Annotated in this window: 25 protein-coding genes; 5 read left to right on the top strand and 20 right to left on the bottom strand. The window is 65.8% G+C overall.

Annotated features, from left to right (window positions below):
- From uraH to MTR66_RS07885, 14 genes are all read right to left on the bottom strand, one after another.
- Positions 1–336, bottom strand: coding sequence for a hydroxyisourate hydrolase (uraH, locus tag MTR66_RS07950; RefSeq protein ID WP_243919488.1), 336 nt, complete (start codon positions 334–336; stop codon positions 1–3).
- The gene (uraD, locus tag MTR66_RS07945) at positions 333–791 is read right to left on the bottom strand and encodes a 2-oxo-4-hydroxy-4-carboxy-5-ureidoimidazoline decarboxylase (RefSeq protein ID WP_243919486.1); all 459 of its coding nucleotides are present in this window, start codon (positions 789–791) and stop codon (positions 333–335) included. Before uraD ends, uraH begins: the two co-directional genes overlap by 4 nt.
- Complete coding sequence (gene hpxZ / locus MTR66_RS07940; protein ID WP_243919484.1) at positions 791–1,171, bottom strand: oxalurate catabolism protein HpxZ; 381 nt, start codon at positions 1,169–1,171, stop codon at positions 791–793. Before hpxZ ends, uraD begins: the two co-directional genes overlap by 1 nt.
- The gene (locus MTR66_RS07935; protein ID WP_243919482.1) at positions 1,168–1,332 is read right to left on the bottom strand and encodes a hypothetical protein; all 165 of its coding nucleotides are present in this window, start codon (positions 1,330–1,332) and stop codon (positions 1,168–1,170) included. Before MTR66_RS07935 ends, hpxZ begins: the two co-directional genes overlap by 4 nt.
- On the bottom strand, positions 1,319–2,212 hold the full coding sequence (gene puuE, locus MTR66_RS07930) for an allantoinase PuuE (RefSeq protein ID WP_243919481.1): 894 nt from the start codon (positions 2,210–2,212) through the stop codon (positions 1,319–1,321). The genes MTR66_RS07935 and puuE overlap by 14 nt, the downstream gene beginning before the upstream one ends.
- A gap of 133 nt (positions 2,213–2,345) precedes the next feature.
- The gene (locus MTR66_RS07925) at positions 2,346–3,611 is read right to left on the bottom strand and encodes a pyridoxal-phosphate-dependent aminotransferase family protein (RefSeq protein ID WP_243919473.1); all 1,266 of its coding nucleotides are present in this window, start codon (positions 3,609–3,611) and stop codon (positions 2,346–2,348) included.
- Positions 3,601–4,929, bottom strand: a complete 1,329-nt coding sequence (locus MTR66_RS07920; RefSeq protein ID WP_243919471.1) for a Zn-dependent hydrolase — start codon at positions 4,927–4,929, stop codon at positions 3,601–3,603. The genes MTR66_RS07925 and MTR66_RS07920 overlap by 11 nt, the downstream gene beginning before the upstream one ends.
- A gap of 190 nt (positions 4,930–5,119) precedes the next feature.
- Positions 5,120–6,697: a gamma-glutamyltransferase family protein gene (locus MTR66_RS07915; protein WP_243919464.1), complete on the bottom strand. Its 1,578-nt coding sequence runs from the start codon at positions 6,695–6,697 to the stop codon at positions 5,120–5,122.
- 11 nt (positions 6,698–6,708) lie between these two features.
- Complete coding sequence (locus tag MTR66_RS07910; protein ID WP_243919463.1) at positions 6,709–7,641, bottom strand: 5'-methylthioadenosine/S-adenosylhomocysteine nucleosidase; 933 nt, start codon at positions 7,639–7,641, stop codon at positions 6,709–6,711.
- Positions 7,641–8,993 (bottom strand): NCS2 family permease, encoded by a 1,353-nt coding sequence (locus MTR66_RS07905; protein ID WP_243919670.1) that lies wholly within the window; start codon positions 8,991–8,993, stop codon positions 7,641–7,643. Before MTR66_RS07905 ends, MTR66_RS07910 begins: the two co-directional genes overlap by 1 nt.
- 30 nt (positions 8,994–9,023) lie before the next feature.
- The gene (locus tag MTR66_RS07900) at positions 9,024–10,349 is read right to left on the bottom strand and encodes an AtzE family amidohydrolase (RefSeq protein WP_243919461.1); all 1,326 of its coding nucleotides are present in this window, start codon (positions 10,347–10,349) and stop codon (positions 9,024–9,026) included.
- The gene (locus tag MTR66_RS07895) at positions 10,346–10,579 is read right to left on the bottom strand and encodes a hypothetical protein (protein WP_243919459.1); all 234 of its coding nucleotides are present in this window, start codon (positions 10,577–10,579) and stop codon (positions 10,346–10,348) included. Before MTR66_RS07895 ends, MTR66_RS07900 begins: the two co-directional genes overlap by 4 nt.
- 20 nt (positions 10,580–10,599) lie before the next feature.
- On the bottom strand, positions 10,600–10,803 hold the full coding sequence (locus MTR66_RS07890) for a hypothetical protein (RefSeq protein WP_243919457.1): 204 nt from the start codon (positions 10,801–10,803) through the stop codon (positions 10,600–10,602).
- A 13-nt stretch (positions 10,804–10,816) separates the two neighbouring features.
- The gene (locus tag MTR66_RS07885) at positions 10,817–11,278 is read right to left on the bottom strand and encodes an Lrp/AsnC family transcriptional regulator (RefSeq protein ID WP_243919455.1); all 462 of its coding nucleotides are present in this window, start codon (positions 11,276–11,278) and stop codon (positions 10,817–10,819) included.
- Between the two features lie 123 nt (positions 11,279–11,401).
- Here MTR66_RS07885 and MTR66_RS07880 point away from each other — a divergent pair, with 123 nt between their 5' ends.
- From MTR66_RS07880 to MTR66_RS07870, 3 genes are all read left to right on the top strand, one after another.
- Positions 11,402–12,454, top strand: a complete 1,053-nt coding sequence (locus tag MTR66_RS07880) for a Leu/Phe/Val dehydrogenase (RefSeq protein WP_243919454.1) — start codon at positions 11,402–11,404, stop codon at positions 12,452–12,454.
- A 68-nt stretch (positions 12,455–12,522) separates the two neighbouring features.
- Entirely contained in the window at positions 12,523–13,905 is a 1,383-nt protein-coding gene (gene fumC / locus MTR66_RS07875) for a class II fumarate hydratase (protein ID WP_243919453.1), read from the top strand.
- 109 nt (positions 13,906–14,014) lie between these two features.
- Positions 14,015–14,947: a formylglycine-generating enzyme family protein gene (locus MTR66_RS07870; protein ID WP_243919669.1), complete on the top strand. Its 933-nt coding sequence runs from the start codon at positions 14,015–14,017 to the stop codon at positions 14,945–14,947.
- 212 nt (positions 14,948–15,159) lie between these two features.
- Here MTR66_RS07870 and maiA read toward each other — a convergent pair whose 3' ends face one another.
- The 4 genes from maiA to phhA form a co-directional block, all read right to left on the bottom strand.
- Positions 15,160–15,804 (bottom strand): maleylacetoacetate isomerase, encoded by a 645-nt coding sequence (maiA, locus tag MTR66_RS07865; protein WP_243919452.1) that lies wholly within the window; start codon positions 15,802–15,804, stop codon positions 15,160–15,162.
- A gap of 9 nt (positions 15,805–15,813) precedes the next feature.
- On the bottom strand, positions 15,814–16,368 hold the full coding sequence (locus MTR66_RS07860; protein WP_243919451.1) for a VOC family protein: 555 nt from the start codon (positions 16,366–16,368) through the stop codon (positions 15,814–15,816).
- 139 nt (positions 16,369–16,507) lie between these two features.
- Complete coding sequence (gene hppD / locus MTR66_RS07855; protein ID WP_243919450.1) at positions 16,508–17,623, bottom strand: 4-hydroxyphenylpyruvate dioxygenase; 1,116 nt, start codon at positions 17,621–17,623, stop codon at positions 16,508–16,510.
- Positions 17,620–18,483, bottom strand: a complete 864-nt coding sequence (phhA, locus tag MTR66_RS07850) for a phenylalanine 4-monooxygenase (RefSeq protein ID WP_243919448.1) — start codon at positions 18,481–18,483, stop codon at positions 17,620–17,622. The genes hppD and phhA overlap by 4 nt, the downstream gene beginning before the upstream one ends.
- A gap of 112 nt (positions 18,484–18,595) precedes the next feature.
- On the opposite strand from phhA, the gene MTR66_RS07845 reads away from it, so the two are divergent.
- Positions 18,596–19,051: an Lrp/AsnC family transcriptional regulator gene (locus MTR66_RS07845; protein ID WP_243919668.1), complete on the top strand. Its 456-nt coding sequence runs from the start codon at positions 18,596–18,598 to the stop codon at positions 19,049–19,051.
- A 78-nt stretch (positions 19,052–19,129) separates the two neighbouring features.
- Here the strand turns inward: MTR66_RS07845 and MTR66_RS07840 are convergent, their stop codons facing one another.
- Complete coding sequence (locus tag MTR66_RS07840) at positions 19,130–23,896, bottom strand: NAD-glutamate dehydrogenase (RefSeq protein ID WP_243919446.1); 4,767 nt, start codon at positions 23,894–23,896, stop codon at positions 19,130–19,132.
- Between the two features lie 273 nt (positions 23,897–24,169).
- Positions 24,170–25,213, bottom strand: coding sequence for a glycoside hydrolase family 68 protein (locus tag MTR66_RS07835; protein ID WP_243919444.1), 1,044 nt, complete (start codon positions 25,211–25,213; stop codon positions 24,170–24,172).
- Between the two features lie 256 nt (positions 25,214–25,469).
- On the opposite strand from MTR66_RS07835, the gene MTR66_RS07830 reads away from it, so the two are divergent.
- Positions 25,470–26,804 carry an MFS transporter gene (locus tag MTR66_RS07830; RefSeq protein WP_243919442.1) on the top strand — a complete coding sequence of 445 codons (1,335 nt, stop codon included), beginning with the start codon at positions 25,470–25,472 and terminating at the stop codon, positions 26,802–26,804.
- Positions 26,805–26,827 lie beyond the last annotated feature (23 nt).

The raw sequence follows: 26,827 nt of genomic DNA, 5'->3' as shown, positions 1-26,827 counted from the left end.
TCAACTGCCCCGGTAAGTCGAATAGGAATAGGGCGAGACGAGCAGCGGCACGTGATAATGCCCGCCGCCTTCCGCCATGCCGAAGTCGATGGTCACGGTGTCCAGAAACGGCGGATCGGGAAGCTCCACGCCCGCCGCGCGGAAATAGTCCGCCACCCTGAAACGCAGCGCATAGCGCCCCGGCGCGAGCGGGCCAGACACGAGATCGGGGCAGCGCCCGTCGGCATTGGTCTCGCCGCGCGCGATCTCGCCGTCCGGGCCTGACAGCACGAGCGCAAGCCCCGCGGCGGGCCGCCCGTGCATGGTGTCGAGAACATGGGTCGAAAGCGTGTTCATGCGCCCTGATCCTCCAGCCCCTGATCCTCCAGGCGAAGCCGGACGATTTCGCCGATCTGCCCGATGGCCGTTGCCACTTCCGTCTCGCTGTCGTTGGCGAGGCGGGCTTGCATGGCGGCCAGAATGCCTGCCTTGTCAGTCAGGCGCACGCAGATGATGAAGGGGAAGCCGAACTTGTCGCGATAGGCGGCATTCAGCCTGTGGAACTGTTCGAACTCTTCAGGCGTCAGGCGATCGAGCCCGGCGCTCGCCTGTTCAGCGGCGCTGGCCTCGGTCAGCGTCTTGTCGATCGCCGCCTTGCCCGCCAGTTCCGGGTGGGCGCGGATCAGGGCCAGCTGTTCTTCGGGCGTAGCGTCATGCACCACCGCCATCAGATCGGCGTACCGGTCGCCGCTGGAAGGCTGCGCATCAGCGCGTTCCTCCACCCAGGGGCTGTGTTCGAACAACGCCGTCATCAGTGGGTATTCCCCTCCAGGCTGACGTGCGCGGAGACGACTTTCCAACCGTCCTCGAACTTCACCCAGGCCTGCGTCTGCCGCCCGCGCCGGTCGGAACCCTCACGGAAGAATTCGGCATCGGCGGTGGCGAAATTGTCGCCGTAAACCGTGATCGCAACTTTGCCGAGCTTGCGCTGCGGAGAACCGCCGCGTCCCTTGCGGAACTCACGGATTTCCTCGATGCCATAGAGTACCTCGCCCACGCCGAAACGGTTGGTGGTGGGGGCATCGTGGAACAGCGTGTCCATCGCCGCGATGTCATCTTCCATCAGCGCGCGTTCGTATTCGTAGAACGCCTCGGTCATCTCGGCGTGGAGGACGGGATCGTCGATTTTCATGCCATCACTCCCTGGCAGCACATATCAGAAAACGCACCGTCGCCCCCGCGCAGGCGGGGGCCCCGCTTGTTGTGCTCGAAGGCAACCTCGAAGAAGAAAAGCGGGATCCCCGCCTGCGCGGGGATGACGAGGATGGGGTTGGACTCATCAAGACCCGGCATAGGGGTGTACCTCCATCCAGTGGCGGGCGATATCGATGCGGCGGGCCACCCAGGCATCGCCGCTCTCCATAACGTGATCGAGGAACCGCGCGAGCCAGCGCGCGCGGCCGGGTTTGCCGGCAATGCGGGCGTGCAGCCCTACCGACATCATCCGCCCGCCTTCCTCGCAAAGCTGGTCGAACGTATCGCGCATGTGGCGGAAGAACTGCTCGCCCTCGGTAAAGCCATTGAGCGCGACGATCTTCATGTCGTTCACATCGAGCGTGTAGGGCACGATCAACTGCGGTTTGCCGTACTTGCTGTCCCAATAGGGCAGATCGTCGGCATAGCTGTCTGCATCGTAGAGAAACCCGCCCTCTTCGGCGACGAGCCGTGCGGTGTTGGGCGAAGTGCGCCCCTGATACCAGCCGAGCGGGCGCGAACCGGTGAGCTTCTCGTGCAGCGCGATAGCCTCGGCGATGTGGGCGCGTTCCACCTCTTCCAGGACGTATTGATAATCGATCCAGCGCAGCCCGTGGCTGGCGATCTCCCAATCGGCCGCAAGCATCGCCGCGACCGCTTCCGGGTTCATCTCCATCGCCTTGGCCACGCCGAAAACCGAGACCGGAAGCCCGCGTTCGGTGAACAGGCGGTGCAGGCGCCAGAACCCGGCGCGGCTGCCATATTCGTAGAGGCTTTCCATCGCCATGGCCCGATCCGGATGGCTGCCCGCACCGACCATTTCGGACAGGAACGCCTCGGAGCCCTTGTCGCCATTGAGGACGGAGTTTTCCGCGCCTTCCTCGTAATTGATGACGAACTGCACGGCCACGCGCGCGCCGCCGGGCCACTGCGGGTCGGGCGGAGTCTGGCCGTAGCCGGTGAGATCGCGGGGGGTCATACGTGAAGCCCTTCGCACGCCGCGCCAGCGTCCTTCGACAAGCTCAGGACGAGCGGGGTTTGGGGCAACCACAAGTTCCGCTCAGGCTGAGCTTGTCGAAGCCCCTGCCGGGCACGCGATGTCTGCGCCGTGCTCATACCCGCTCATCCTGAGCTTGCCGAAGGGCCCACGCCTCCATCGCCGCAGGCACCGCTTCGCCCAGCGGCAGCGCAAAGCCCTGCATCCGCAGGCACGCTTCCAGCGCCGCCAGCGTCAGCAGCACTTTGTGCTTCATCGCGTTGTAGCCCATCGCGCCAAGGCGCCAGATCTTGCCCTGCAACGGGCCGAAAGCGGTGCCGATCTCGATCTCGAACAGTTCGCGCATGGCCCGCCGCACCGCTTCGCCATCGACGCTTTCGGGAATGTACACGCCGGTCACATTGGTCATGCGGTGGGCATCGTCGCCGAACACGGTGAGACCCATCGCGCGCAGGCCCGCGGTCATCGCCCGACCCGCGCTGGCATGGCGGGCATAGCGCGCCTCCAGCCCCTCGCCCAGCGCGATGCGGGCGCATTCGCGAGCGGCGTAGAGCATCGAGGTCGCCTCGGTATGGTGGTTGAGGCGCTTTTCCGACCAGTAATCCATGATCATGGCGAGATCGAAATAGTTGGAACCGATGCGCGGCCCCTGCCCGTCCGAAAGACCATCCATGCGGATGCCTGCCTCGACATGGCGGCGGGAAAAGATGTGTTCGGCGGCCCGGTCCGAAATCGTGATCGGGGCCGAGCCGGAAGGGCCGCCAAGGCATTTCTGCAAACCGCCCGTCACCACATCGACACCCCAGCGGTCCGCCGCCAGTTCCATGCCGCCGATGGTCGCCGTGGCATCGACATAGCTGAGCGCCCCCGCAGCCTTGCACAGATCGCCGAAGCCTTCGAGCGGCTGGGCCATCGTGGTCGAGGTATCGCCATGGATCGTCGCGACCAGATGCGGCGAGGAGCGGTGGATCGCGGCGGCAATCGCCTCCATCGGCACGATTTCGCCCCAGGGCGCGTCCACCGTCTCGATCCGCGCGCCGATGCGAGTGAGGATTTCGGTCAGCAGCAGGCCGAAGCGGCCGAAGTTCACCACCAGCACGGTGTCGCCCGGCGCCACCATGGAGACCAGCGCCGCCTCGATCCCGGCACGCGCGGTGCCGTCGATCAGCATCGTCCACTCGTTCGCCGTGCCGAAGATCGGGCGGTAGAGCGCCATGACCTGATTCATGAACGCGGTCATTTCCGGGTCGAACTGCCCCAGCAGGTCCGCACTCATCGCGCGCAGCACGCGAGGGTGGGCATTGATCGGGCCCGGGCCCATCAGCAGGCGCTGGGGCGGATCGATCTCGCCGAAGAGCATGGGGTCCAGTTCAGGCGGCATTGCGGTCTCCGGCGCGCGCTCCCAAGCGCTCGATGAAGCCGAGCATGACCCGAAGCGCGATGTCCGCGTCTTCGGGTTCGACATGCTCGGCGGGATTGTGGCTGACGCCGTCCTCGCAGCGGATGAACAGCATCGCGGTGGGGCAAAGCCCGGCCATGTTCATGGCATCGTGTCCCGCGCCCGAGACCAGGCGGCGCACCGGCTGCCCGGCGGCGGCCAGGGCCTCGTCCATCACGTCCATCAATGCGGGATCGCAGGGGCTGGCGGGCAGGTCGTGGATGCGTTCGACGGCAAGATCGAGCTCGCGTGCCGTGGCGATTTCCTTAAGGCGCACGAGGATCGCTTCGGCTACCGCGTTGCGCCGTTCCTCTGCGCCCGAACGAACATCGATGGTAAAATGCACTTCGCCGGGGATGACATTGGCGGCGCCGGGCCGCGCCTCGATCGTGCCCACGGTGGCGACGGCATCGGAATCGTCTCCGCGCGTGGTCTGCTCCACGGCGAGCACCATGGCGGCGGCCCCGGCCAGCGGATCACGGCGCAGACGCATCGCGGTGGTGCCTGCGTGCCCGGCCATGCCCTTTACCGTGACGGCATAGCGCAATTGCGCGGCAATGCCAGTGACGGTCCCCACGGCAAGACCGTCGGCTTCGAGCACGGGGCCCTGCTCGATGTGCGCTTCGAGGTAGGCGCGGATGGAACCGGGTTCCCGGGCGGCCGTAAGATATTCCGCAACACCCCCTCCGTTCGTGTCGAGCGAAGTCGAGACACGTTGGGCGCAGATGTCTCGACTTCGCTCGACACGAACGGACGTAAGGGCCTGATCCAGCGTAACGCCATCTGCATCCGCGATATCCAGCGCGGCGGCATCGAGGGTGCCTGCCACCGCGCGGCTGGTTAGCATCGCGGCTGGAAAGCGCGAACCTTCCTCGTCGCCAAAAGCATAGATTTCGATCGGGAACGACAAGCGGCGCCCCTCTGCATGGAGTACGGCCACACATTCGATGCCGAGCATGATCCCGAGCGGCCCGTCATAGCGCCCGCCATCGCGCACGCTGTCGAGGTGGCTGCCGATCACCAGCGCGGGCGCGTCGGGCTCGGCACCTTCATAGCGGCCCAGCAGATTGGCGGCGGCATCGCGGCGCACGGTCATGCCCGCCTGTTCCATCCAGCCCGCAACGGCCTCCTGCGCGGCGGCATAGGCGGGCGTCAGGTAAGCGCGGAAAAGCCCCTCCGCCATGTCGCTGTAAGGCGCCACGCCCAGCGCATCGCAGCGCGCCACGGCGCGCGCACCGCCGGGGGGCAGATCAGGCGTCATGCCAGCCCTCCCTTCCCCCTCGATGGGGGAAGGATAGCGCAGCTTGCGCCGAGAGGCGCTAGCGAAGCTTGGATGGGGGTGAAGGCGGAGCGCGCACGCCCTCTCACCCCTTCCCAACTGCGGCTAGACCGCTTCGCGGCCAAGCCTTCGTATCCCTCCCCCATCAAGGGGGAGGGAGCTGGGACTATCATCACCATCCGGCCACGCCTCCATCGCTGCGCGGATCGGTGGCGCCTTCGAAGGAACCGTCTGCCAAACGTACCATGGCGCCGGCATGCCCCATCGTCGCCGTCAACGGGCCCACGCGCTCCACGTCGTGCCCGGCTTCGGCAAGCTGCGCGTAGAGCGCTTTGTCGAAGCCATCTTCCAGCTTGAGCGTGGTGGACTGTTCGCCCCATGTCCGGCCCAGCAGCCAGCGGGGGGCACTGATCGCCTCCTGCAAGTCCGCGCCGAAGCGGGCATAGCGGCTGAACAGTGCAGCCTGCGTCTGCGGCTGGCCTTCGCCGCCCATGGTGCCGTAGGCCATCACCCGGCCATCCTCGAACACCGCCAGCGCCGGGTTCAGCGTGTGGAAGGGCTTGCGGCCGGGCTTCAACGCGTTCCAGCCGTCCTTGGCCAAGCGGAACGAGCTGCCCCGGTTCTGCCAGGTGATCCCGGTGCGCGGCAGGACAAGGCCCGAGCCGAATTCGAAATAGGTGGACTGGATGCAGCTCACCACCCGGCCCGCATCGTCGGCCGCGCCGAACCAGCAGGTGTCGCCCCATTGCGAAGGCTGCGGCCAGGGCAGTGCTTTTGCCGGATCGATGCGCCTCGCAAGGCTGTTCAACGCCTGCGTATCATCGAGCAGGAACTGGAAATCGTAATCGGTGTAAGCCGGATCGCCGACATGGGCATCGCGCAGCAGAAACGCCTGCTTGGTCGCCTCGACCAGACCGTGGACGTGATCGAAGCCCTCGGGCGCATCCGCCGCCAGCCGGTCGAACAGCGCGAGGATCAGCAGCGAGGCGAAGCCCTGCGTCGGCGGCGCGCTGTTGTAGAGCCGCGCGCCGGTGATCGGCACATGGAGCGGCGCCGGGCGGCTCGGCTGGTGCGCGGTCAGATCCTCGTGCGAGACGGGGCTGCCCAGCGCTTCCAGATCGGCGCCGATCAGCGCGGCGAGTTCGCCCCGGTAGAAATCGTCGAGGCCGTTAGCCGCCAGCTTGCGCAGCGTTTCGGCCAGGTGCGGCTGGCGCAGCACATCGCCTTCGGCCAGCGGACGGCCTTCGGGTTCGAAAATCGCGGCGTAGGCGCCGGGCTGCCCGCGCAGTTCACCGCCCTTGGCCGAGGCGATGCCCGCGCCGCCCGCCGTGACGGCAACGCCCTCTTGCGCATAGCGGATCGCATCGCGCAGCAGGCGCTCCAGCGGCAGCTTGCAGCTTTCATCCGCCAGCGCGGCCTGCCAGCCGGAGATCGTGCCCGCCACGGTATTGGCCGCCAGCGGCCCGCGATAGGGCACTGCCTCCAGCCCTTCGTAGAGCGCCAGGTCCGCCTTGCGCGCCGCGCCGCCGCAGCCGTGGATGCCGTGCACGCGCCCGTCGGGCTCGCGGATCACCCAGAAACCGTCCCCCCCGATCCCGGTCATGTGCGGATAGACCACCGCCAGCGCCGCCGCGACGGCCACGCAGGCTTCCACGGCGGTGCCGCCGTCCTTCAGCACATCGCACCCCACTTGCGCGGCAAGGTGGTGCGGCGCGGTGACGATGCCGTTGTTGCCCGTGACCGTCTTCATCGTCCCGCCCCTCAGTCCGGCAGCGCGGCCAGGAACGCGCGCACCACATGGGCGGAATTCACCGAGGCGAGATGCTCGAAGGTATCCTCCATGTTCTTCTCCTTGTCGCCGCCCGCCAGATCGGAGAGGCTGCGGAAGATGATCGTGGGCACTTCGTTGGCATAGGCCACTTGCGCGACGGCGCCGCTTTCCATGTCGAGCACGCGCGCGTGCCAGGCCGCATAGAGATATTCGCGGAACTGCGCGTTATCGGCGAACACGCCCGCGCTCACCCCGGTGCCGCCGACGACGACCTTGGGCGCCTTGTGCAGGCACAGCTCGCTGTCCGGCAACTGCTGCGGCGATGGCGGCACGCAGCGCTCCATGGCGACTTTCGGCGCGATCTCGCGCGCGACGGCGAGAAGCTGCGGATCCATTTTGAAGGTATAGTGCCGCTCGGGCGCCTCGTCCGCATTGCCGACGCGGGTGCCGCGCGGATACATGAAGTTCCAGTTGGCGGGCGCCTTCGGGTCCACCGGTTCGGGCGAGAGCCAGCCATTGCCCGCCTTGCGCGCGAAGTTGACTTCCAGATACTGGCCCCAGTCCTCAGCCACGACCACGTCGCCGATGGAAAGATGCGGATCGACCCCGCCCGCGATGCCCGAGAACACGATCCGCTTCACCGCAAAGTGATCGAGCACCAGCTGCGTGTTCATCGCCGCATTGACCATCGACACGCCGCTCTGCATCAGCAGCACCGGTTTGCCCTCCAGCGTGCCGGTAAGATAGGTGCCGCCGTTGAGCGTATATTCCTTCGGATCGGAAACCGCATGGACAAGCGCGTTCCATTCGGGACGGTAAGCCGTCATCACCACAGTGCGCGGGGTCGCATCCAGCTCCTCGGCCAGCGCGGGCGTGGCGATGAGCGCTGAGAGCGCGGCGAAACCCAGAACGATACGGCGCATCAGGCGGCTCCCATCCAGATGAAGCGGGCAACGAACAGCAGCGCCAGGATCAGCAGGAACCAGTCCTTCTTCGTCACCGTCCCGCGCACGATCTTCAGCGCGGCATGGGCGGTAATGCCGAAGGCCAGACCATTGGCGATGGAAAACGTCAGCGGGATCATCGCCACGGTAAGGAAAGCGGGGATCGCGGAAAGCGGATCTTCCCATTCGACTTCGGTGAGCGGCAGCAGCATCAGCCCGCCAACGATGATCAGCGCCGGGGCCGTCGCCGCGAGCGGGATCAGCTGCGCATAAGGCGCCACGAACATCATCGCCAGAAACAGCACGCCGGTGACGACCGCCGTCAGCCCCGTGCGCCCGCCCGCCTGCACGCCCGCCGCGCTCTCGACATAGCTGGTGACCGTGCTGGTGCCCGCCATCGAGCCGACAATCGTGGCGGTGGCATCGGTGATGAGGATGCGGTTGAGGCGCGGGATGCGGCCCGCGCTGTCCATCAGCCCGGCGCGCTTGGTAACGGCGACGAGCGTGCCGATATTGTCGAACAGATCGACGAACAGAAACACGAAAAGGATTTCGAGCAGGCCCAGCCCGTGACTGCCGGAGAGGCCGAACACGCCCGACAGATCGAGCTGAAACGCGGTGCCGGTAAGCGCGGAGAGCGAATAGGGTTCCGGGCTGACCGAGACCATGCCGAACAGCCAGCCCGCCAGCGTGGTGACGACAATGCCGATCAGCATCGCGCCGCGCACGTTCCACACGCTGAGCGCGCCGATCAGCAGCAGACCGAAAATCGCCAGCGCCGCGTTCGGGTCTTTCAGATTGCCCAGCGCCACGAAGGTCGCCGGGTTGGAAACGATGATGCCCGCATCCTTGAAGCCGATGAAGCCGATGAACAGGCCGATGCCGCCGGCGACCGCCGCGAAGAGGTAATGCGGGATCGAATTGACGATCAGCTGGCGCACGCCGGTGAGCGTCAGGATCAGGAAAGCGACGCCCGAAATGAACACGCAGCCCAGCGCCACCTGCCAGGGCACGCCCATCTGCTGCACGACCGTATAGCTGAAATAGGCATTGAGCCCCATGCCCGGCGCCAGCGCCAGCGGCGTGTTGGAAACCATGCCCATCAGAATCGAGGCGAAAGCCGCCGCAAAACACGTCGCCGCCGCGACCGAGGCCACGGGAAGCCCGGCGCTGCCCAGGATCGCCGGATTGACCAGCACGATATAGGCCATCGTCAGGAAGGTGGTGACACCGGCCAGCACTTCGGTGCGGGCGGTGGTGCCACGCTCCTTGAGCGCAAAGTAGCGCTCCAGAACGCCTGCCGCCGGTGCGGCTTGTGGCGTCTGATCCATCGTTTCCGTCTGCGTCACGCGCTTGCCCCCTTATGCCGCCCCCGGCGGCGGTATCGACCCGATTGCGCCCTGTTCTTCCAGACCGGCGGCAAAGCGGAACAGCTCCGCCTCGCCATGCGGCCGGCCGATCAGCTGCAAGCCGAGCGGCAGGGCGCCCGGACGGTAGAGCGGAACCGCGAGCGAGGGCAATCCGGTGAAACTGATTGGCTGGGTATGAATGCCCAGATCGGCGCGCGCGGGCACAAGCTTGCCATCGATCGTGATGCGCGGATCGTCCACCGGCGGGGCCGTGCAAGGCGTGGCCGGGGCGAGCAGGACATCATGGTCCGCCACCAGCACCTCTATCCGGGCGCGGTATTCAGCGCGGAAGGCCTGCGCCTCGTCATAGAGCGCGCGCGGCAGCAGAGCGCCCGCGATCAGCCGGTCGCGCGTCGCCGGATCGAACGCCATGGCCTGCTTCGCCAATGCCTCGCGGTGGAGGTGGCCGCCCTCGTAAGCCGTGATCAGGAACGCCGCCGAGCGGGCACGCGCGATATCGGGCAATTCGATCAGCGGCGCATCGGGCGCCAGGGCGTCGATCGCGGCAAGCTGATCCGGATCGGCATTCTCGCGGAACCGTCCGCCCAGCCGGGCCACGCGCGGCGTGTTGCCGGAGAGCGCTGCGGACTTGCCGCTCAGCACTTCCCAGACAAGGCGCATATCCGCGATGGACGCGGTGAAAGGCCCGGCATCGTCGAAGCTTTCAGCAAAAGGAAAAACGCCCGCCAACGGCAGATCGGCGTGGGTGGGTTTGAGCCCGTAGATCCCGGTCAGGCTGGCCGGAACCCGGATCGAACCATTGGTGTCGGACCCCAGAGACAAAGGGAGCAGCCCGGCGGCAACCATAGCCGCCGAGCCGCCCGAGGAGCCGCCTGCAAGGCGGGAGGGAGCGTGAGGATTTCGAGTCGTGCCGTGGGCCGCGTTGATCGTCGCGAAGCCATAGGCGAACTCGTCCATATTCAGGGTCGCCACCAGCACCGCGCCGGCATCGCGCAGGCGCGCGACGGCTTCGGCATCGGTGGTGGCAGGCGGAGCATCGGCATAGATCGTGGAGCCCGCCGTCGTCGGCAGCCCGGCCACGTCGAACAGGTCTTTCACCCCGTAGGGCACGCCTGCCAGCGGGCCGGGATCGATGCCGTCCGCGATCATCGCATCGATGCGCCCGGCCTCGGCACGGGCGCGCTCTTCGAGCAGGCGGGTGACGGCGATCAGCGGCGCGGCCTGCGCCTTGATCGCGGCGAGGCACTCCTCCAACACCTGCATGGCGCTGCATTCGCCGCCGCGCACGGCACGGGCGATTTCGGCGGCGCTCTTCATGACGCGTCCCCGCGCATCCGCGCGGCGTGGCTGGCCAGCAGCGCCAGATTGGCCGCCACACCCGGCGCGCAAGGCTCGGGAATGACAATCCCCGCCTCGGCTGCGGCCGCGTCGATTTCCTCCGGCGCCTGCGGCACCTGCGCAGGATCGGCCACAACGGCCTCACCGGCTGGCGCGAACCAGCGGCGCAGGGCTAGCTGGAAGGAAGGGAAGAACGGCACGCGGGGCATGGAACCTCTCCCTGCCTGCATCACCCCGCTCGATCAAACGCAATGATCGGAACGGATCGTTGCAAAAAAGGCAGCACTTGGAATTTACCTAAGAGCATCATGTCCGCAATTTGCACCGCCTCCGCTCGTCCTGAGCCTGTCGAAGGACGCTGGCGCAGCGCCGGGCCAGCACCCTTCGACAAGCTCAGGGTGAGCGGGTCTTGATGCATGTAGATTTCCTGCATCTTGCTCTTGGATCTAGATCGGCAGCGCCGTGGTCGACTTGATCTCCGAAAGCGCCACGGTCGATGTCACTTCCTGTATACCGGGAAGCTGTGACAGCTTTTCGAAAAAGAACCGCTCGTAAGCCTTGATGTCCTCCGCCACGACGCGGATCATGAAGTCCACCGAGCCCAGCAGCACATAACAGTCCATCACTTCGGGATATTCGCGGATCTTGGCGGCGAATACCTCCAAATTAGCGCGGCCGTGGGCATTGAGCTTCACTTGCGCGAAGACATGCGCGCTCAGCCCCACTTTCTCCCGGTCGACGATGGCCACGCGGCGCTGGATATAGCCCTCGCGCTCCAGCCGGTCGATGCGGCGCCAGCAGGGGGAGGCGGAGAGCCCCACCCGCTCCGCGACCTGCGCCGTCGTCTGGCTGGCATCGCGCTGAAGCTCGCGAAGGATTTTTCGTTCGTAGGGATCGAGTCCGGTCATTTTATCCCCATACCATCCATTTTCCGGCCTGTCCTTTCTGGATTCAGCCGGAATTGCTGATAATGGGGTCAAAAATATCCGGGCGATGATGCCAATATCATGGCCTCTTACAGGAGCCCGACAATGGTCACTGCCGCCCACCGCATGATGCCGCCGATGGAATATGTCCGCCTGCATGACGAAGCCGCCGGGCTCGACGGCGTGATCGCCATTCATTCCACCGCGCGCGGTCCGGCGGCGGGCGGATGCCGCCTCTGGACATATCCCGATGCCGGCGCCGCCATGGCCGATGCCTTCCGCCTTGCCGAAGGCATGAGCTACAAGAACGCCATGGCCGAACTGCCCTTCGGCGGCGGCAAGGCGGTGCTGCGCAGGCCCGAAGGCGACTTCGACCGCCGCGCCCTGTTCGAGGCGTTCGGGGCGGCTGTGGAGCGGCTCGACGGCCGCTACGTCACGGCGGAGGACGTGGGCACCAGCGTCGCCGACATGGAATTCGTGGCCAGCCGCACGCAGCACGTCGCCGGGCGCAGCGCGCGCCCCGGTTTCGCGGGCGGCGATCCTTCGCCCTGGACCGCGCTCGGCGTGTTCGAGGCGATGAAGGCCGCCGTGCGCTTCCGTTTCAACAGTTCGCTTTCGGGCGTGACCGTGGCCGTGCAGGGCGTGGGCAGTGTCGGCGGCGCGCTGTGCCGCCTGCTTGCCGAAGCCGGGGCGAAGCTGGTGATCGCCGATATCGACGCCGCGCGTTGCGAAAACCTCGCGGCGGAGCTGGGCGCCAGCATGGCTGCCATCGATGCCGTCGCGCAGGCCGATGCCGAGGTCTTCGCCCCGTGCGCGCTCGGCGGCGCGCTCACCGGGGCAAGCGTGAGCGCCATGAAGGCCCGGCTGGTCTGCGGGGCGGCCAACAACCAGCTGGGCGACACGCTGGCCGCCCCGCTGCTGCTGGAGCGCGGCATTGCCTATGCGCCGGACTATGTCGTCAATGCCGGCGGGATCATCAATGTCTCGGCCGAATATCTGGGCGAGACGACGCAGCAGGTGCAGGAACGCGTGCTCAAGATCGGCCCGCGCACGGCGGCCATTCTGGAGGAAGCGGCCCAGCGCGGCCTCGCCCCGTCGGTGGTGGCGGACCGCATGGCCGAGGATCTGATGCGGGGGCCGGTAGCAGAACCGGCCTGAATGCCTATCTGTTAAGCCTGCCGGAACGGCCCGTTCCGGCAACAGGCAAAGGCAGGAGGCAAAGCCGCATGGACGTCCGCCGCGAATCCGACAGCATCGGCGAAATCGATGTGCCCGCAACGGCTTACTGGGGCGCCCAGACCCAGCGCAGCATCGAGAACTTTCCCTTTGGCGGAATGGAGCGGATGCCGCTGGCGATCGTCCATGCCCTCGCGCTGGTGAAGCAGGCCGCCGCGCGGGTGAACCGCCAGCACGGTCTGGACGCGCGCCTTGCCGATGCCATCGAGCAGGCCGCGCGGGAAGTCGCCTCCGGACAGCTTGACGACCAGTTCCCGCTGGTGATCTGGCAGACCGGCAGCGGCACCCAGACCAACATGAACCTCAACGAAGTGATCGCCGGGCGTGCCAACGAGGTCCTGACCGGCGCGCGCGGCGGCAAGAGCCCGGTCCACCCCAACGATCACGTCAACAAGAGCCAGTCCTCCAACGACAGCTTCCCCACCGCCATGCACGTCGCCGCCACGCTCGCCGCGACGCGCGATCTGCTGCCCGCGCTGGAACGGCTCGAAGCCTCCCTGCAGGCGAAAATGGCAGCCTGGGGCGATATCGTGAAGATCGGCCGCACCCACCTGCAGGATGCGACGCCGGTGACGCTGGGGCAGGAATTTTCCGGCTATCACGCGCAAGTACAGCTCGCCCGCGCGCGTATCCAGCCGCTGATCGCGGACGGGCTGTGCAAGCTGGCGCAGGGCGGCACCGCCGTCGGCACCGGGCTCAACACGCCCGAAGGCTTCGACCGGGCAATCGCCGCCGAACTCGCGGAGCTGACCGGCCTGCCCTTCGAAACCGCGCCCAACAAGTTCGAGGCGCTGGCCAGCCATGACACGCTGGTGGATTTCTCCGGGCGGCTGAACACGCTGGCCGTCGCGCTCACCAAGATCGCCAACGATATCCGCCTGCTCGGCTCCGGCCCGCGCTCCGGCCTTGGCGAGCTGGACTTGCCCGCGAACGAACCGGGCAGCTCGATCATGCCGGGCAAAGTCAATCCCACCCAGTGCGAGATGCTGACGATGGTCGCCGCGCAAGTGATCGGCAATCATCAGGCTGTGACGGTGGGCGGGATGCAGGGCGCTTTCGAACTAAACGTGTTCAAGCCGCTGATCGGCGCCGCGGTGATCCGCTCGATCCATCTGCTGTCGGTAGGCATGGCGAGCTTCGCCGAGCGCTGCGTGGACGGCATCGAACCCAACCGCGCGCGCATCGCCGAACTGGTGGACCGCTCGCTGATGCTGGTGACGGCGCTGGCGCCCGCAATCGGCTATGACAATGCCGCCAAGATCGCCAAGCACGCCCATGTCCACGGCCAGACCCTGCGCGAGGCCGGGCTGGAACTGGGGCTGGTCGATGCCGAGACGTTCGACCGGCTGGTGCGCCCGGAAACGATGGTCTGAACTTTCCCCCGCGCCGCCGCCTCTGTATGAGTGGCACCTCCGGAGCGCATGGGAGGGGCTGCCGTTGACCAAAACCGATACCGCTGAGAGCCCGGCCGTCACCGAAGGTATGGTCTTCGTACCTGGCGGCACCTTCACCATGGGCTCCGAAGCGTTCTACCCGGAGGAAGCGCCGCTGCGGCGGGTTTCGCTCGACGGGTTCTGGATCGACGAAACGCCCGTGACCAACCGGCAATTCGCCCGCTTCGTGGAGGCAACCGGCTATACCACGGTGGCCGAAATCGCGCCCGATCCGAAGGACTATCCCGGAATGCTGCCCGGCATGGCCAAGGCCGGATCGCTCGTCTTCCGCAAGACGGCAACACCGGTGGACACCTCCAACCCGGCGAACTGGTGGCACTTCGAATTCGGCACCGACTGGCGCCACCCGCTCGGCCCGGACGCGGATATCGCAGCGCTGGACTTGTGGGACCATCCCGTCGTCCAGATCGCATATGCGGATGCCGAGGCCTATGCGAAATGGGCGGGCAAGGACCTGCCGACCGAAGCCGAATACGAATATGCCGCGCGCGGCGGCCTCGACGGCAAGGAATACGCCTGGGGCGACGAACTCGCGCCCGGCGGAGCAATGCTGGCGAACTACTGGCAGGGCCTGTTCCCTTTCGCCAACCAGTGCCTCGACGGCTGGGAGCGCACCTCCCCGGTGAAGACCTTCCCCGCCAACGGCTACGGCCTCTACGACCTGATCGGCAACACCTGGGAATGGACCCGCGACTGGTGGAGCGAAAAGCCCGAGGTGGCGAAGAAGAAGGCAGGCGGCTCCTGCTGCACCCTCAGCAACCCGCGCGGCGGCAAGCTGAAGACCAGCTTCGACCCCGCCCAGCCCGGCGTGCGCATTGGGCGCAAGGTGTTGAAAGGCGGCTCTCACCTCTGCGCGGCCAATTACTGCCAGCGCTACCGCCCGGCGGCGCGGCATCCGGAGATGGTAGACACGGCGACATCGCACATCGGCTTTCGCTGCGTGGTGCGGGCGGGGGCGTAAGGGGTGGTAGCGAGGGTAGCTATGCGGCCATTGCTACCGAAAACAGTCGTTTCAGATGCGCCAACGTAGCGGTTATTTCCAATCCTCCCTGTCCCCGCAGGGGATGGGGAGGGGGACCGCCAGCGAAGCTGGTGGTGGAGGGGTAAGAAAACCCCTCCGTCATTCGCTGCGCGAATGCCACCTCCCCATCGCTACGCGACAGGGAGGACCGGTTATGCCGCCTTCCCCGGGCTATCCGGCTGGTTATCCGGATGCGCCTTCACGAAAGCTGGGTGCGACAGGCAGGCCGCCTCGATCCGCGCCATGTGGGGCATGGCCGCATAGTCAAAGCCGAAGCGCCGCGCATTGTAGAGCTGCGGGATCAGCACGCATTCGAACAGGCCCGGCGCGTCGAACAGGTAGTTGCCGGTATCGAGAGCCGCCAGCTGTGCTTCGAGCGGACCCAGCGTCTTGGCCATCCAGTGGTGATACCAGGCCGTGACCTCCTCCTGCGAATGGCCGAGATCGCGTTCCAGATAAGTCAGCACCGGTGAATTGAGCGGTGCGTGCAGTTCGGTGGCGATGGCCAGTGCCAGTTCGCGCGCGAGGAAGCGATCCTCGATATCGGATGGCAGCAGCGAACGGTCCGGATGCCGCTCGTCCAGCCATTCGAGGATCGCTACCGACTGGGCATAGACGCGCCCCTCCGCCTCCAGCGCGGGAACCCCGGCGAAGGGATTAAGCCGGCGGTAGCTCTCGCCGCGCTGCTCGGCCTTGAGCAGGTCCACGGGCACCACTTCGTAATCGAGCCCTTTCAGATTGAGTGCGATGCGCACCCGGTAACTGGTCGAACTGCGGTAATAGGCATGGAGGCGCATGGGACTTCCTCAGGTTTCGGCCGCAATCTTCTCGTGCAGCCAGGCCGCGTGGCGCGGGGCCTTTTTGGTGCGGGACCATTCTTCCAGCATTGCATCGGCCACGTCCTTCAGCCCCTGCATCTGCTCCGGCGTACCGAAGTGCCAGGCAAGTTCAAGCCGATGGCCGCTCGGATCGAAGAAATAGATCGACTTGAACACGCCGTGGTGCGTCGGCCCCACCACATCGAGCCCGCGCGCCTCGGCACGGGCCTTGGCGTCCAGCAGCGCCTGTTCGCTGTCCACCTTGAAGGCGATGTGCTGCACCCAAGCGGGCGTTGCCTCATCGCAGCCCATGTCCGGCGCGTTGGGCAGTTCGAAGAAGGCCAGCACATTGCCGCCGCCCGCATCCAGGAACACGTGCATGTACGGGTCCGGTTCGCCAGTGGAAGGCACGCTGTCCTCGGCAATGGCCAGCATGAAATCCATGCCCAGCACATCGCGGTAGAACTCCACCGTCTCCTTCGCATCCCGGCAGCGGTAGGCCACGTGGTGGATGCCGCCCAATTTCGGGGCCCGATCTGTCATCCTCTTTCTCCCGTCTTTTCCAAGCGTGGCGCGCCGCTCGTGCTTCGACAGGCTCAGCATGAGCGGGGAGAGGCCGGTGTTTTGTCTTTTCCCGATTCTCCGCTCATCCTGAGCTTGTCGAAGGATGGAATATACCGCCCTATCCGGCCGGTTCCTCCACCTTGAGCACGCCTCGGCGGAGCTGGTCGCGCTCCATCGATTCGAACAGCGCCTTGAAATTGCCTTCGCCAAAGCCCTCGTCGCCCTGACGCTCTATGAATTCGAAGAAAACCGGGCCGATCTGCGCCTCGGCGAAGATCTGCAGCAGCAGGCGCGGCCTCTTTGATCCATCAGGGCCACCCTCGATACTGCCATCAAGCAGGATGCCGCGCGCCTTCAACTCGCCCACCGGCTGGCCGTGGCCCGGCAGGCGCTCGTCCAGCATGTCGTAGTAGGCTTCGGGCGGCGCGGTCATGAACGGCACGCCCAGCTTTTGCAGGTAATCCCAGGTCTGGATGAGATCCTCGCTGATCAGCGCGATGTGCTGGATGCCCTCGCCGTTGAACTGGCGCAGGAACTCCTCGATCTGGCCTTTGCCGCCTTCGCCCTCTTCGTTGAGCGGGATGCGGATCTTGCCGTCGGGCGCGGTCAGCGCCTTGGAAGTGAGGCCGGTATATTCGCCCTTGATGTCGAAATAGCGGATCTCGCGGAAGTTGAAGAGCTTCTCGTAATAGTCAGCCCAATAGGCCATACGCCCGCCGTAGACATTGTGCGTCAGGTGATCGATCAGGTTCAGCCCCGCGCCTGCCGGATGCCGGGCTACGCCGGGCAGGTATTCGAAATCGATGTCGTAGATCGAAAGCGCGCCGTCCCCGTTCCGCTCATAGCGGTCGATCAGGTAGATGATCGAATTGCCGATGCCGCGAATACCGGGAAGGTGCAGTTCCATCGGCCCGGTCGCCACCTGCACCGGCTCGGCCGATCGGGCGAGCAGTTCGGCATAGGCCGCCCGCGCATCGCGCACCCGAAAGCCCATGCCGCAGGCCGAGGGGCCATGCTCGCGGCTGAAGAACCACGCGGGGCTGTGCGGCTCGTAATTGGTGATGAAATTGATCTCGCCCTGCCGCCACAGCTCCACGTCCTTTGAGCGGTGCCGCGCGACTCTGGTGAAGCCCATGGCTTCGAACACCGGCTCCAGAACGCCCTTTTCCGGTGCGGAGAACTCGACGAACTCGAACCCGTCGAGGCCAATGGGGTTTTCGAACAGGTCGGTCATGCAGGGGCTCCGTGGTTGAGAATGGGGATTTCGCCGGGCAGGCACGCACCCGCAGGCAAGGCAGGCGCGTGGCGCCACTTTTCGTAAACCGGCCCGAAATCGAGCCCCACCAGCCCGTCGATGAGCTGAGGAAGGCTTTCGAGCACGAAATAGGTCTTCTGAAAGGCATCGATCATGTAGCCGGTGCGCATGATCCGCACCGCATCGAACGGCAGGCGCAGCACCTGCGGATCGCAGACGGAAAACACGGTTTCGGAGGCGGACGAGATAATCCCGGCGCCGAAAACTTTCAGCCCGCCCTCCTCGCGCACCAGCCCGAATTCGATCGTGTACCAGTAGATGCGCGCCAGCATTTCCAGCGCGTCCATCGCCATCGCCCGTTTCCCCGCCTTGCCGTAGAGTTCGAGGAAAGCGGCAATCGCCGGGTCGAGCAGCATCGGCACATGGCCGAAGAAATCGTGAAACACATCGGGCTCGACCAGATAGTCCAGCTCATGCTCCTCGCGCAGCCAGCGCGTGACCGGGAAGCGGCGATGGGCGAGGTGATCGAAGAACGCATCGTCGGGAATGAAGCCGGGAACGGCCACCAGCCGCCACCCGGTCGCCGCGCCGAGCACCGCATTGGCATCCTCGAAACGCGGGATGCCCCCGGCGCAATCGAGCCGCGCCAGCCCCTCGCGGAACGCGCGGCAGGCATGGCGCTCCACCAGTGCCGACTGGCGCGCGTGGAGGCGGCGCCAGCGTGCGTGCATCTGCGGGGTATAGGCATGCCAGTCCTGGCCGACCGTGTAGTCGGCGGCTGCGGCATCGTATTCTCCCCGAAGGCCGCTGTTGCTCGTTTGCGTGCACGGCGTCTTCATGGCGCGATAATACCACGCCCTACGCTTCAGTATCGTGCGTTTATCGCGTCGCGAAGCCATGCTATTGGAGGATTCCACTAACAAAGCACCTTCCGAAAGGCGATCCGTGCAGATGGACCACTTCGACCGCAAGATCATCCACGCACTTCAGGAAGACGCGCGCATGCCCGTCGCCCAGATCGCGGAGCGCACCGCGCTTTCCGCCACCCCGGTCAGCCGCCGGATCAAGCGGCTGGAGGATGACGGGGTGATTCAGGGCTATCAGCCGCTGCTCGATGCGCGGCGGCTGGGGTTCGAACTCGATGCCTATGTGCTGATCAACCTCGACGGGCACAGCGATGCGAACATCTCGCGCTTCGAACAGGCGATCGAGGAGAATGCCTATGTGATCGCCTGCCATGCGGTGACGGGCGACATGGACTATCTCGTCCATGTCATCGCGCGCGATGTGGAGCACCTTTCGCAGATCACGCTGAAATCGCTGGTCCGCATTCCCGGCGTGCGCGATGTGAAGTCGATCATCGTGCTGGAGACGATCAAGGAAGCGCGCGCGCTGCCGCTGGAGTGATACTCTTCCCCCTCCACCACCCGCTGCGCGGGCGGTCCCCCTCCCCATCGCTGCGCGACAGGGAGGATTGGCGTAAGCCTAACGTCCCAGCAGGTTGCGGGCCTGGCTGGCGATCTGGGCCAGCATGGCGGGGGTGATCGCGGGGGCGCGTTCGGCGCGGTGTACCATGGCGCGGAAGGCGTGGACCGTGTTCAGGTGGCTCTTGCCCCATTCCTCGGCCGCGGCGCTGGGATCCTTGCGCCCTGCCTTGGTCGCGGCAAGGCGCTTGAGGAAGTCCAGCCGCATCTGCTGGAAATCGCGGGCCAGCCCCGCCACCAGCAGGCGCTCCCAGGGATCGGAGGGGTTCATCACCGTCGCGCTGGCCTGCGCCCAGTCGAGGCCGAGACCGGCGCCGATCCGGGTAAAGATACCGGCCAGTTCGCGCGGAGCGATCCCGGTATCGGCAGACAGTTCGGCAATGCCGACCGCACCGTCAAGGTCGAACAGGTTGCCCACGTCTTCCGCTACGGCTTCGGGCACGCCCAGATCCTTGAGCCCGGCCCGCTGCGTCAGCGAATGGGCCAGCGTCCGCTCACCCAGCAGCTCAATCGTCTCGGTGGACAGTTCGGCGATGCCGTGCTGCAGCCGGGCCATCAGATCGCCCGGCGCCACCTGGCCTGCCCCCGCACGCAGCAGGTCCGCCATATGGCCGCGCACGGCGGATGCCACCCGGCCGAACAGGGTGACGCGCGCGGGTTCGGGCATCGGCGCGGTTTCCAGCCGCTGCCACAGCGCATCGAGGCCGAACAGCCGTTCCGCCAGAGAAAAGGCCGCCGCGACTTGCGCCAGCCCCGCGCCTTCCTCTTCCATCAGTTCGAAGGGATGCACGATGCCCAGGCGATTGACGATGCGGTTCGCCAGCTTGGTCGCCACGATCTCGCGCGCCAGCCGGTGATCCTTGATGAAGCGCGGGAACTTCTCCTGCATCGGCTGCGGGAAGGCCTCCAGCAGCATCTCGACCAGCCCCGGATCGGCGGGCAGATCGCTCTGCTCGATCGCATCCTGCAGCAGCAGTTTCCCGCTGGAAAGCAGCACGGCCAGCTCCGGCCGGGTCAACCCCCGGCCATCCTGCGCGCGGCGGGCCAGCGTTTCGTTGTCGGCCAGCCCCTCGGTGCGGCGATCAAGATGCCCGCCTTCCTCCATCATCTCCATCAGGCGGACATGCGAAGGCATGGCCTGCGCCCCGCCATCTTCGGCGATAGACAGCGCCAGAGCCTGCAGGCGGTTATCCTCCAGCACCAGCGCCGAAACCTCTTCTGTCATGTCGCGCAGCAGTTCGACGCGCTTCTTTTCCGACAGCTTGCCCGCGCGGCGCGCGGCGGCCAGCGCAATCTTGATATTGACCTCGTTGTCCGAGCAATCGACGCCCGCCGAATTGTCGATGAAGTCCGCATTGATGCGCCCGCCCAGACCACTGCGGCCCCGAAGCGAGAATTCGATCCGCCCGGCCTGCGTCACGCCGAGGTTCGCGCCCTCACCGATCACTTTCGCGCGCACTTCGTTCGCACTTACGCGCAGCACATCGTTGACGGGATCGCCAACCGTGGCGTTGTTCTCGCTGGAGGCTTTCACATACGTGCCGATGCCGCCGAACCACAACAGGTCCACCGGCGCACGCAGGATCGCCGAAATCAGCGTGTCGGGATCCGTCTCGGCCGCATCGATCCCCAGCGCCTCTCGGACTTCGGGGGAGAGCGGGATCGACTTCATGGTCCGGGGGAACACCCCGCCACCCTTGGAAATCAGACTCTTATCGTAGTCGTCCCAACTCGAATGCGGCAACGCGAACATGCGCTTGCGCTCCGCCCAGCTCTTCGCCGGGTCAGGATCGGGATCGATGAAGATGTGGCGGTGATCGAATGCGCCCACCAGCTTGATCGCCTGCGAGAGCAGCATGCCATTGCCGAACACGTCGCCCGACATGTCGCCGCAGCCCGCCACGCGCACCGGATCGCTCTGCACGTCCACGCCCAGTTCCAGGAAGTGGCGCTGCACGGAGACCCAGGCGCCGCGTGCGGTAATGCCCATGGCCTTGTGGTCATAGCCATTGGAGCCACCGCTGGCGAAAGCATCGTCGAGCCAGAAATCGCGCCCGGCAGCAATGCCATTGGCCACGTCGGAGAACCGGGCCGTGCCCTTGTCCGCCGCGACGACGAAATAGGGATCGTCCCCATCGAGCACGGTCACATCCTCGGGATGCACGACCTTGCCGTTTGCGATGTTGTCCGTGATCGAAAGCAGCGTGCCGATGAAGATCTCATAGGACGCCTGCCCCTCGGCCGCCCAGCCCGCACGGTCCTGCGCGGGATCAGGAAGCTGCTTGGGGTAGAAACCGCCTTTGGCGCCGGTGGGCACGATCACGGCATTCTTCACCCGCTGCGCCTTCATCAGGCCCAGAATCTCGGTGCGGTAATCGTCGCGCCGGTCGGACCAGCGCAGGCCGCCGCGCGCCACCGGCCCGGCGCGCAAGTGGATGCCTTCCACCCGGCGCGAATAGACGAAGATCTCGCGCCACGGCAGCGGCTTGGGCAAGCCCGGCACTTTCGCGGAATCGAACTTGAACGCCAGCGCCGTCTGCCCAGCAGGGGCAAAGGCATTGGTGCGCAGCATCGCCTCGACCAGATCGCGATAGGCGCGCAGCAGCCGGTCGTCGTTGATCGCGCTGACACCGGCGAGCCCCGCCCGGATCGCTTCCTCGGCCATCACGCGCGCATCGGCGCGGTCTCGGGCAAAGCCGGGATCGTGGATCGCGCGGAACAGATCGATCAGGCCCAGCGTAACCACCGGCGCGCCCTGCAGCGCATCGACGACAGTGGCAATGCCATAGTGCATGCCCGCCTGCCGCAGATAGCGGAACCACGCGCGCAGCCAGTTCGCCTCGCGCTTGGACAGGCCGAGGCCGGGCACCAGGCGGTTGAACGGATCGTTCTCGCTGGCGCCGTTGAGCACACCGCACAGCGCGTCCTCGATCATCGGCGCGAGCTGCAGCACTTCACCGGCATCGCGCCCCGCAGGCAACGCCAGTGTGAAATCGTGGATCGTGCCGATCTTTCCGCCTTCGAGCGGCGTGGGCATTTCCTCCAGCACCCGGAACCCGAAGTTCTCAAGCGCCGGGACGGCATCAGACAGCGGAAGGCTGCCATGCGCCTCATAGATCTTCAGCCGCAGGCGGCCGGCCTGATCGCCGTCATGAGCATAGAGCCGAGCATCGCGGTGCGCCTGCTCATGCCCGGTATCGGCCGCTTCCCCGACCACGATCTTGCGCATGTGCCCGATATCGACGGCCGCTTCGGCCGGGCCATAGTCGCTGCGGTAGGCGAGCGGGAACGCTTCGGCATAGCGCGCCGCCACGGCGGCCGCGCGGGCTGGTTCCAGCACCGGCGCCAGCGCCGCCTCGACTGCTTCGGTCCAGCCGCGCAGCATGACTTGCAGCCGGTGGTCAAGCTCGTCCTCGTCCGGTTCGTGAACACCTTCGCGAATGTCCAGGGTAAAGCGCAGCATCGCCAGATTGCCCGCCTCGACCTGCAGGCTCCAATCGAGGGTCGGGGCCTGCACGGCGCTTTCGATCATGGCCTGAATACGCTTGCGCATATCGGTGGAAACCGTGTCGCGCGGCAGCCAGACGAACGCAAAAAGGTGCCGCATCAACGGCGCGCGGGCGACCAGCAGACGCGGCCGAGGGCGGTCCACGAGACCAATCATCGTCGTCGCCAGACGTTCGACATCGCTGGCGCCCAGGCCCAGAACGAGATCGTGCGGCAGGCTCGTCAACGCATGGGCCAGCGCCTTGCCGCTGTGGCTGACGGGATCGAGCCCCAGCTTGTCCGCCAGATCCGCCAATTGCCTGCGCAGCCGGGGCACCCGCTCCGGCGGTGCGGCCAGAGCCGCGCTGGCCCAGACGCCCGCGTGAACTGAAAGCGCCGTGACCACGCCCTTTTCGATCACTGGAACCAGAAACAGGTCCATCGGCACGCGGCGGTGAACAGTGCCCATCTGATTGGCCTTGATCACCATCGGTGCGCGCACGTCTCCAGCGGCAAGCTCCGTATCGAACACCGCAAACGCATGGGCATAGCTGGCATCGGAGAGCAGCCCGTTGGTTTCCAGACGGCATATGCCCAGCTGCTGAGACTGGCTGCCATCGCGCTGGCAGGTCACGTGCCCAAGCTGGGTGATCATGCCATCGGCGAACCAGTGCAGAAGCGCCGCGCCCTCCTCGTCCGTCACCGCACCGGCATCGGCCTGCATGGCCTTCACCATGCTCTGCCAGTCGGCCACTGCACAGTACACGTCGGCCAGGGTCGACTCGATCGCGCGCATGAGTTCGCGCCGCTGGCGGGCATCGACACGGGGCGTCTCGATATAGATCATCGATTCGCGGTGGCTCTTGTCCGTCGGCCCATCCGGAATCGCGACGAGCGAACCCTTCGCGTTGCGCTCCACCGACAGGACAGGGTGGGCCAGCAGATCGATCACAAGCCCCGCCTCGGCAATCGCGGCGGCAACCGAATCGACCAGAAACGGCATGTCGTCGTTGATCAACACGATGCGCAGCACGCGCCGTTCCTCGCTGGCGGATGCCAGTTCGATCACCGGCTTACCAGGCTTGCGCACTTTGCCCGCGGCCAGCACCGCCGCCGCAGCCTCATCGATCCACGCGCCTTCGGCAGGGCCGTCTCCCGGCAGAACCGATTCGTAAATCCGCTGGGCAATCGCATCCTGCAACGCGTCTGCCGGGCCCGTTCCGGGCTTTGTCTTGCCGGAACCCTTGGGCTTCCAGTGGGAGATCAGTTCGCCTGCACTCATTGCCTTCTCCGCGGTCTTCTCATTCCCGTCAGCGCTATGCCGCGCGGCGCATCCCCGGCCCGGCGGTCAATATAGGGCCGCATCCGCAGCCTTACAGGTATCCCCTAAAGCGCAGACAAGGAATCAATACGAAATGTCCCGGTGATGGTTGCGACCCGCACCTGACAAGGTGCGTTCCTTCCGTTGGGCGGTGTAACACGATTTCCAGTTAGCGCAACATTCGTTCAACAAAGAGAGATAACCTGCCGAAACCGCCCTGCCCGCGGACACGCGCTATGCGATGTCCCCGGCCAGCCCGGCGCTGTCACCATCGAGATGCAAGCGCAGGAACGGTGCGAAAGTTCCGCCAAAATGCTTCCGCCCCCTGGGCTTTTCCCGCGCGCGGGTGTCATCCATCCCCCAATAGTCGACAAACCCGGCAACGGTGAGATCGGGCAGGACCCACCAGCTATAGGCCTGAAACGGTTCGGCATCCGGATTGGCAAACACCAGCCCGTGCCCGTTGAGCAGCCGCCAGGGCCCCGCGATATTGCTCGCCACTGCGCCATAGAGCCCGGTCGGCGCATCGATCCCCGGCGCGAACACGCCCGCCTGGGCAGACCAGAACAGATAGAGCAGCCCGCCATGCGCAACGATATGCGGCCGTTCCAGCTCGTTGCAGGTCCCGCAGGCATCGACAAGCGGTGCCAGCTTGCGGAACGAGCCATCCGCCTCCCGCACCGCGCAGCCGATCACGCCGTTGTGGCTGCCCTGGTCCGTGGCGGACGAGGCCGTGAAGATCAGATATTCGCGCCCCACCGGGCAGTGCCAGACCGCGGGATCGCGAAAAGCCTTGATCTGCCCCGCTTGGCCCATCGCTTCGTGCCGGGCCATATAGTGCCTGTTAAGCGGACGAACGATCTCGACCGGCTCGCTCCAGCCGGAAAAGGTATTGCCCTCCCCGCCCAGCATGGCCGTGCTTTCAAAAATGCGCTGGCGGAACGAGACCTGCTCTTCGCCCCGCGCCCCTGCGGCCGTGAAGAACAGCGTGACCTTTCCCCCTTCCACTTTGGCCGATCCGGACCACTCACGGCTGCCCGGGCTGAAGCGGTCGGCGAAAACCGGCCCAAGATGCACGAACCGCCCGGCCACCCGGTGAAACCCGTGAATCCGGGCCACATGGTGGCGCGCTTCGGGATCGTCGTTCACGGGAGCGGCAAGCGCGAACCAGAATTCTCCACCCTGCCAGGGCAGCGGATGCCCGCCCGGCTGTGCCAGCGGCCAGGCATCCCAGACGTCGATCCCGCCTTCGATGCGCACGATCTGCCCGGGATCCATAACGGGCGCCCTTGCACAGTGCCGGAAATCGACCCCGGCAAGATCGGCGCGGCGCCACAGCAAAGGCTTCGGCGCGCACCTGGCAGAAGGAGAAGCCGTCTTCACGGCAGTTGTCATACAAACGTTTGCAGTTCCTGCAAAGTGAAAGCTCTGCAACTACCGGCAAGGACTGTCCCATTTTCTCCTAAAGCTATATACGTTTCCTATGCGAAGGCTTGTAATAACAAGAAAGCTCGCAACCACGGGGGGACAATATATGCCGGAGAGGGCGAAACCGCGCCTTTCGCTGTTGCGTATCATTGAAATGAACATGGGCTTTTTCGGCCTGCAGTTCAGCTTTGGCCTGCAACAGGCCAACATGGGCCCGATCTACGGCTTCCTCGGCGCCCATGAAGCGACCATGCCGCTCCTGTGGCTGGCCGGCCCCGTTACCGGCCTGCTTGTCCAGCCCCTCATCGGCGCCATGAGCGACCGCACCCTGTCCCGCTTCGGCCGCCGCACGCCCTATTTCCTGGCCGGCGCCATACTCTGTTCGATCTGCCTGTTCGCCATGCCCTCGTCCTCCACTTTGTGGATGGCGGCGGGGCTGCTCTGGCTGCTCGATGCAGGCAACAACATTACGATGGAGCCCTACCGCGCCTATGTGGCGGACCGGCTATCCCAAGATCAGCAGTCAGTGGGGTTCCTGACGCAAAGCGCCGCCACCGGGCTGGCGCAGACGCTGTCCTATCTCTTCCCTTCGCTGCTGGCGGCAGTGATCGACCGCAACATGCTTTCCGCCAACGGCGTGCCGGTGGTGGTGCGGATCGCATTCCTGATCGGTGCCATCCTGTCACTCTCGACGATGCTCTATTCGATCATAAGAGTGCCCGAACTGCCGCTCACGGACGAAGAGCGCGCCAGAATCAAGGCGGCGCCGCTTACACCCGCGGCCACCATGCGCGAAATCGGCAGCGCTATCGTGGAAATGCCACGACCGATGCGCCAGCTCGCCGTTGCTATGCTGTGCCAATGGTACGCGATGTTCGTATACTGGCAATTCATTGCCTTCGCGCTTTCGCGCTCGCTCTACGGCACGCGCGACACAGCCTCGCAGGGCTTCCGCGATGCCGCGATGACGGCGCAGCAACTGGGAGCGCTGTACAATTTCATTGCTTTCGGCGCCGCGTTCATCCTGATTCCCGCCGTGCGGCGGCTCGGCGCCCGGTCCGTGCACGCGGCGTGCCTCGCCGCGTCCGGCACGGCGATGCTGCTGATCCCTTCCGCGCCATCGATGCCCCTGCTGATGCTGCTAATGGCAGGGATCGGGTTCGGATGGGCCGGAATGATGGGCAACACATATGTGATGCTGGCCGATTCGATTCCCCCCGCCCGCTACGGTATCTACATGGGCGTTTTCAACATCTTCATCGTCGTGCCGATGCTGATCGAAACGGTTTCCATACCGTTAGTATACAAACCTTTTCTTGGTGCAGATCCTCGCAACGCATTGATACTGGCCGGTGTCCTGATGCTGGCAGGCGCACTCGCGACGCTGTTCGTGGATGCCGGGCAGGCCCCGAACGCGGTAAAAGTTAAACAACACAAGTAACTTCCGCGAGACGTTTCAAGGTG

The organism is Novosphingobium beihaiense (assembly GCF_022832375.1).
Lineage (GTDB): Bacteria > Pseudomonadota > Alphaproteobacteria > Sphingomonadales > Sphingomonadaceae > Novosphingobium > Novosphingobium beihaiensis.
This window is presented reverse-complemented; position numbering and strand designations above follow the sequence as displayed.

Coding starts and splice junctions, on each gene's coding strand:
- uraH (WP_243919488.1), bottom strand. CDS start 336: ATGAACACGCTTTCGACCCATGTTCTCGACACCATGCACGGGCGGCCC.
- uraD (WP_243919486.1), bottom strand. CDS start 791: ATGACGGCGTTGTTCGAACACAGCCCCTGGGTGGAGGAACGCGCTGAT.
- hpxZ (WP_243919484.1), bottom strand. CDS start 1,171: ATGAAAATCGACGATCCCGTCCTCCACGCCGAGATGACCGAGGCGTTC.
- MTR66_RS07935 (WP_243919482.1), bottom strand. CDS start 1,332: ATGCCGGGTCTTGATGAGTCCAACCCCATCCTCGTCATCCCCGCGCAG.
- puuE (WP_243919481.1), bottom strand. CDS start 2,212: ATGACCCCCCGCGATCTCACCGGCTACGGCCAGACTCCGCCCGACCCG.
- MTR66_RS07925 (WP_243919473.1), bottom strand. CDS start 3,611: ATGCCGCCTGAACTGGACCCCATGCTCTTCGGCGAGATCGATCCGCCC.
- MTR66_RS07920 (WP_243919471.1), bottom strand. CDS start 4,929: ATGACGCCTGATCTGCCCCCCGGCGGTGCGCGCGCCGTGGCGCGCTGC.
- MTR66_RS07915 (WP_243919464.1), bottom strand. CDS start 6,697: ATGAAGACGGTCACGGGCAACAACGGCATCGTCACCGCGCCGCACCAC.
- MTR66_RS07910 (WP_243919463.1), bottom strand. CDS start 7,641: ATGCGCCGTATCGTTCTGGGTTTCGCCGCGCTCTCAGCGCTCATCGCC.
- MTR66_RS07905 (WP_243919670.1), bottom strand. CDS start 8,993: ATGGATCAGACGCCACAAGCCGCACCGGCGGCAGGCGTTCTGGAGCGC.
- MTR66_RS07900 (WP_243919461.1), bottom strand. CDS start 10,349: ATGAAGAGCGCCGCCGAAATCGCCCGTGCCGTGCGCGGCGGCGAATGC.
- MTR66_RS07895 (WP_243919459.1), bottom strand. CDS start 10,579: ATGCCCCGCGTGCCGTTCTTCCCTTCCTTCCAGCTAGCCCTGCGCCGC.
- MTR66_RS07890 (WP_243919457.1), bottom strand. CDS start 10,803: ATGCAGGAAATCTACATGCATCAAGACCCGCTCACCCTGAGCTTGTCG.
- MTR66_RS07885 (WP_243919455.1), bottom strand. CDS start 11,278: ATGACCGGACTCGATCCCTACGAACGAAAAATCCTTCGCGAGCTTCAG.
- MTR66_RS07880 (WP_243919454.1), top strand. CDS start 11,402: ATGGTCACTGCCGCCCACCGCATGATGCCGCCGATGGAATATGTCCGC.
- fumC (WP_243919453.1), top strand. CDS start 12,523: ATGGACGTCCGCCGCGAATCCGACAGCATCGGCGAAATCGATGTGCCC.
- MTR66_RS07870 (WP_243919669.1), top strand. CDS start 14,015: ATGGTCTTCGTACCTGGCGGCACCTTCACCATGGGCTCCGAAGCGTTC.
- maiA (WP_243919452.1), bottom strand. CDS start 15,804: ATGCGCCTCCATGCCTATTACCGCAGTTCGACCAGTTACCGGGTGCGC.
- MTR66_RS07860 (WP_243919451.1), bottom strand. CDS start 16,368: ATGACAGATCGGGCCCCGAAATTGGGCGGCATCCACCACGTGGCCTAC.
- hppD (WP_243919450.1), bottom strand. CDS start 17,623: ATGACCGACCTGTTCGAAAACCCCATTGGCCTCGACGGGTTCGAGTTC.
- phhA (WP_243919448.1), bottom strand. CDS start 18,483: ATGAAGACGCCGTGCACGCAAACGAGCAACAGCGGCCTTCGGGGAGAA.
- MTR66_RS07845 (WP_243919668.1), top strand. CDS start 18,596: ATGGACCACTTCGACCGCAAGATCATCCACGCACTTCAGGAAGACGCG.
- MTR66_RS07840 (WP_243919446.1), bottom strand. CDS start 23,896: ATGAGTGCAGGCGAACTGATCTCCCACTGGAAGCCCAAGGGTTCCGGC.
- MTR66_RS07835 (WP_243919444.1), bottom strand. CDS start 25,213: ATGGATCCCGGGCAGATCGTGCGCATCGAAGGCGGGATCGACGTCTGG.
- MTR66_RS07830 (WP_243919442.1), top strand. CDS start 25,470: ATGCCGGAGAGGGCGAAACCGCGCCTTTCGCTGTTGCGTATCATTGAA.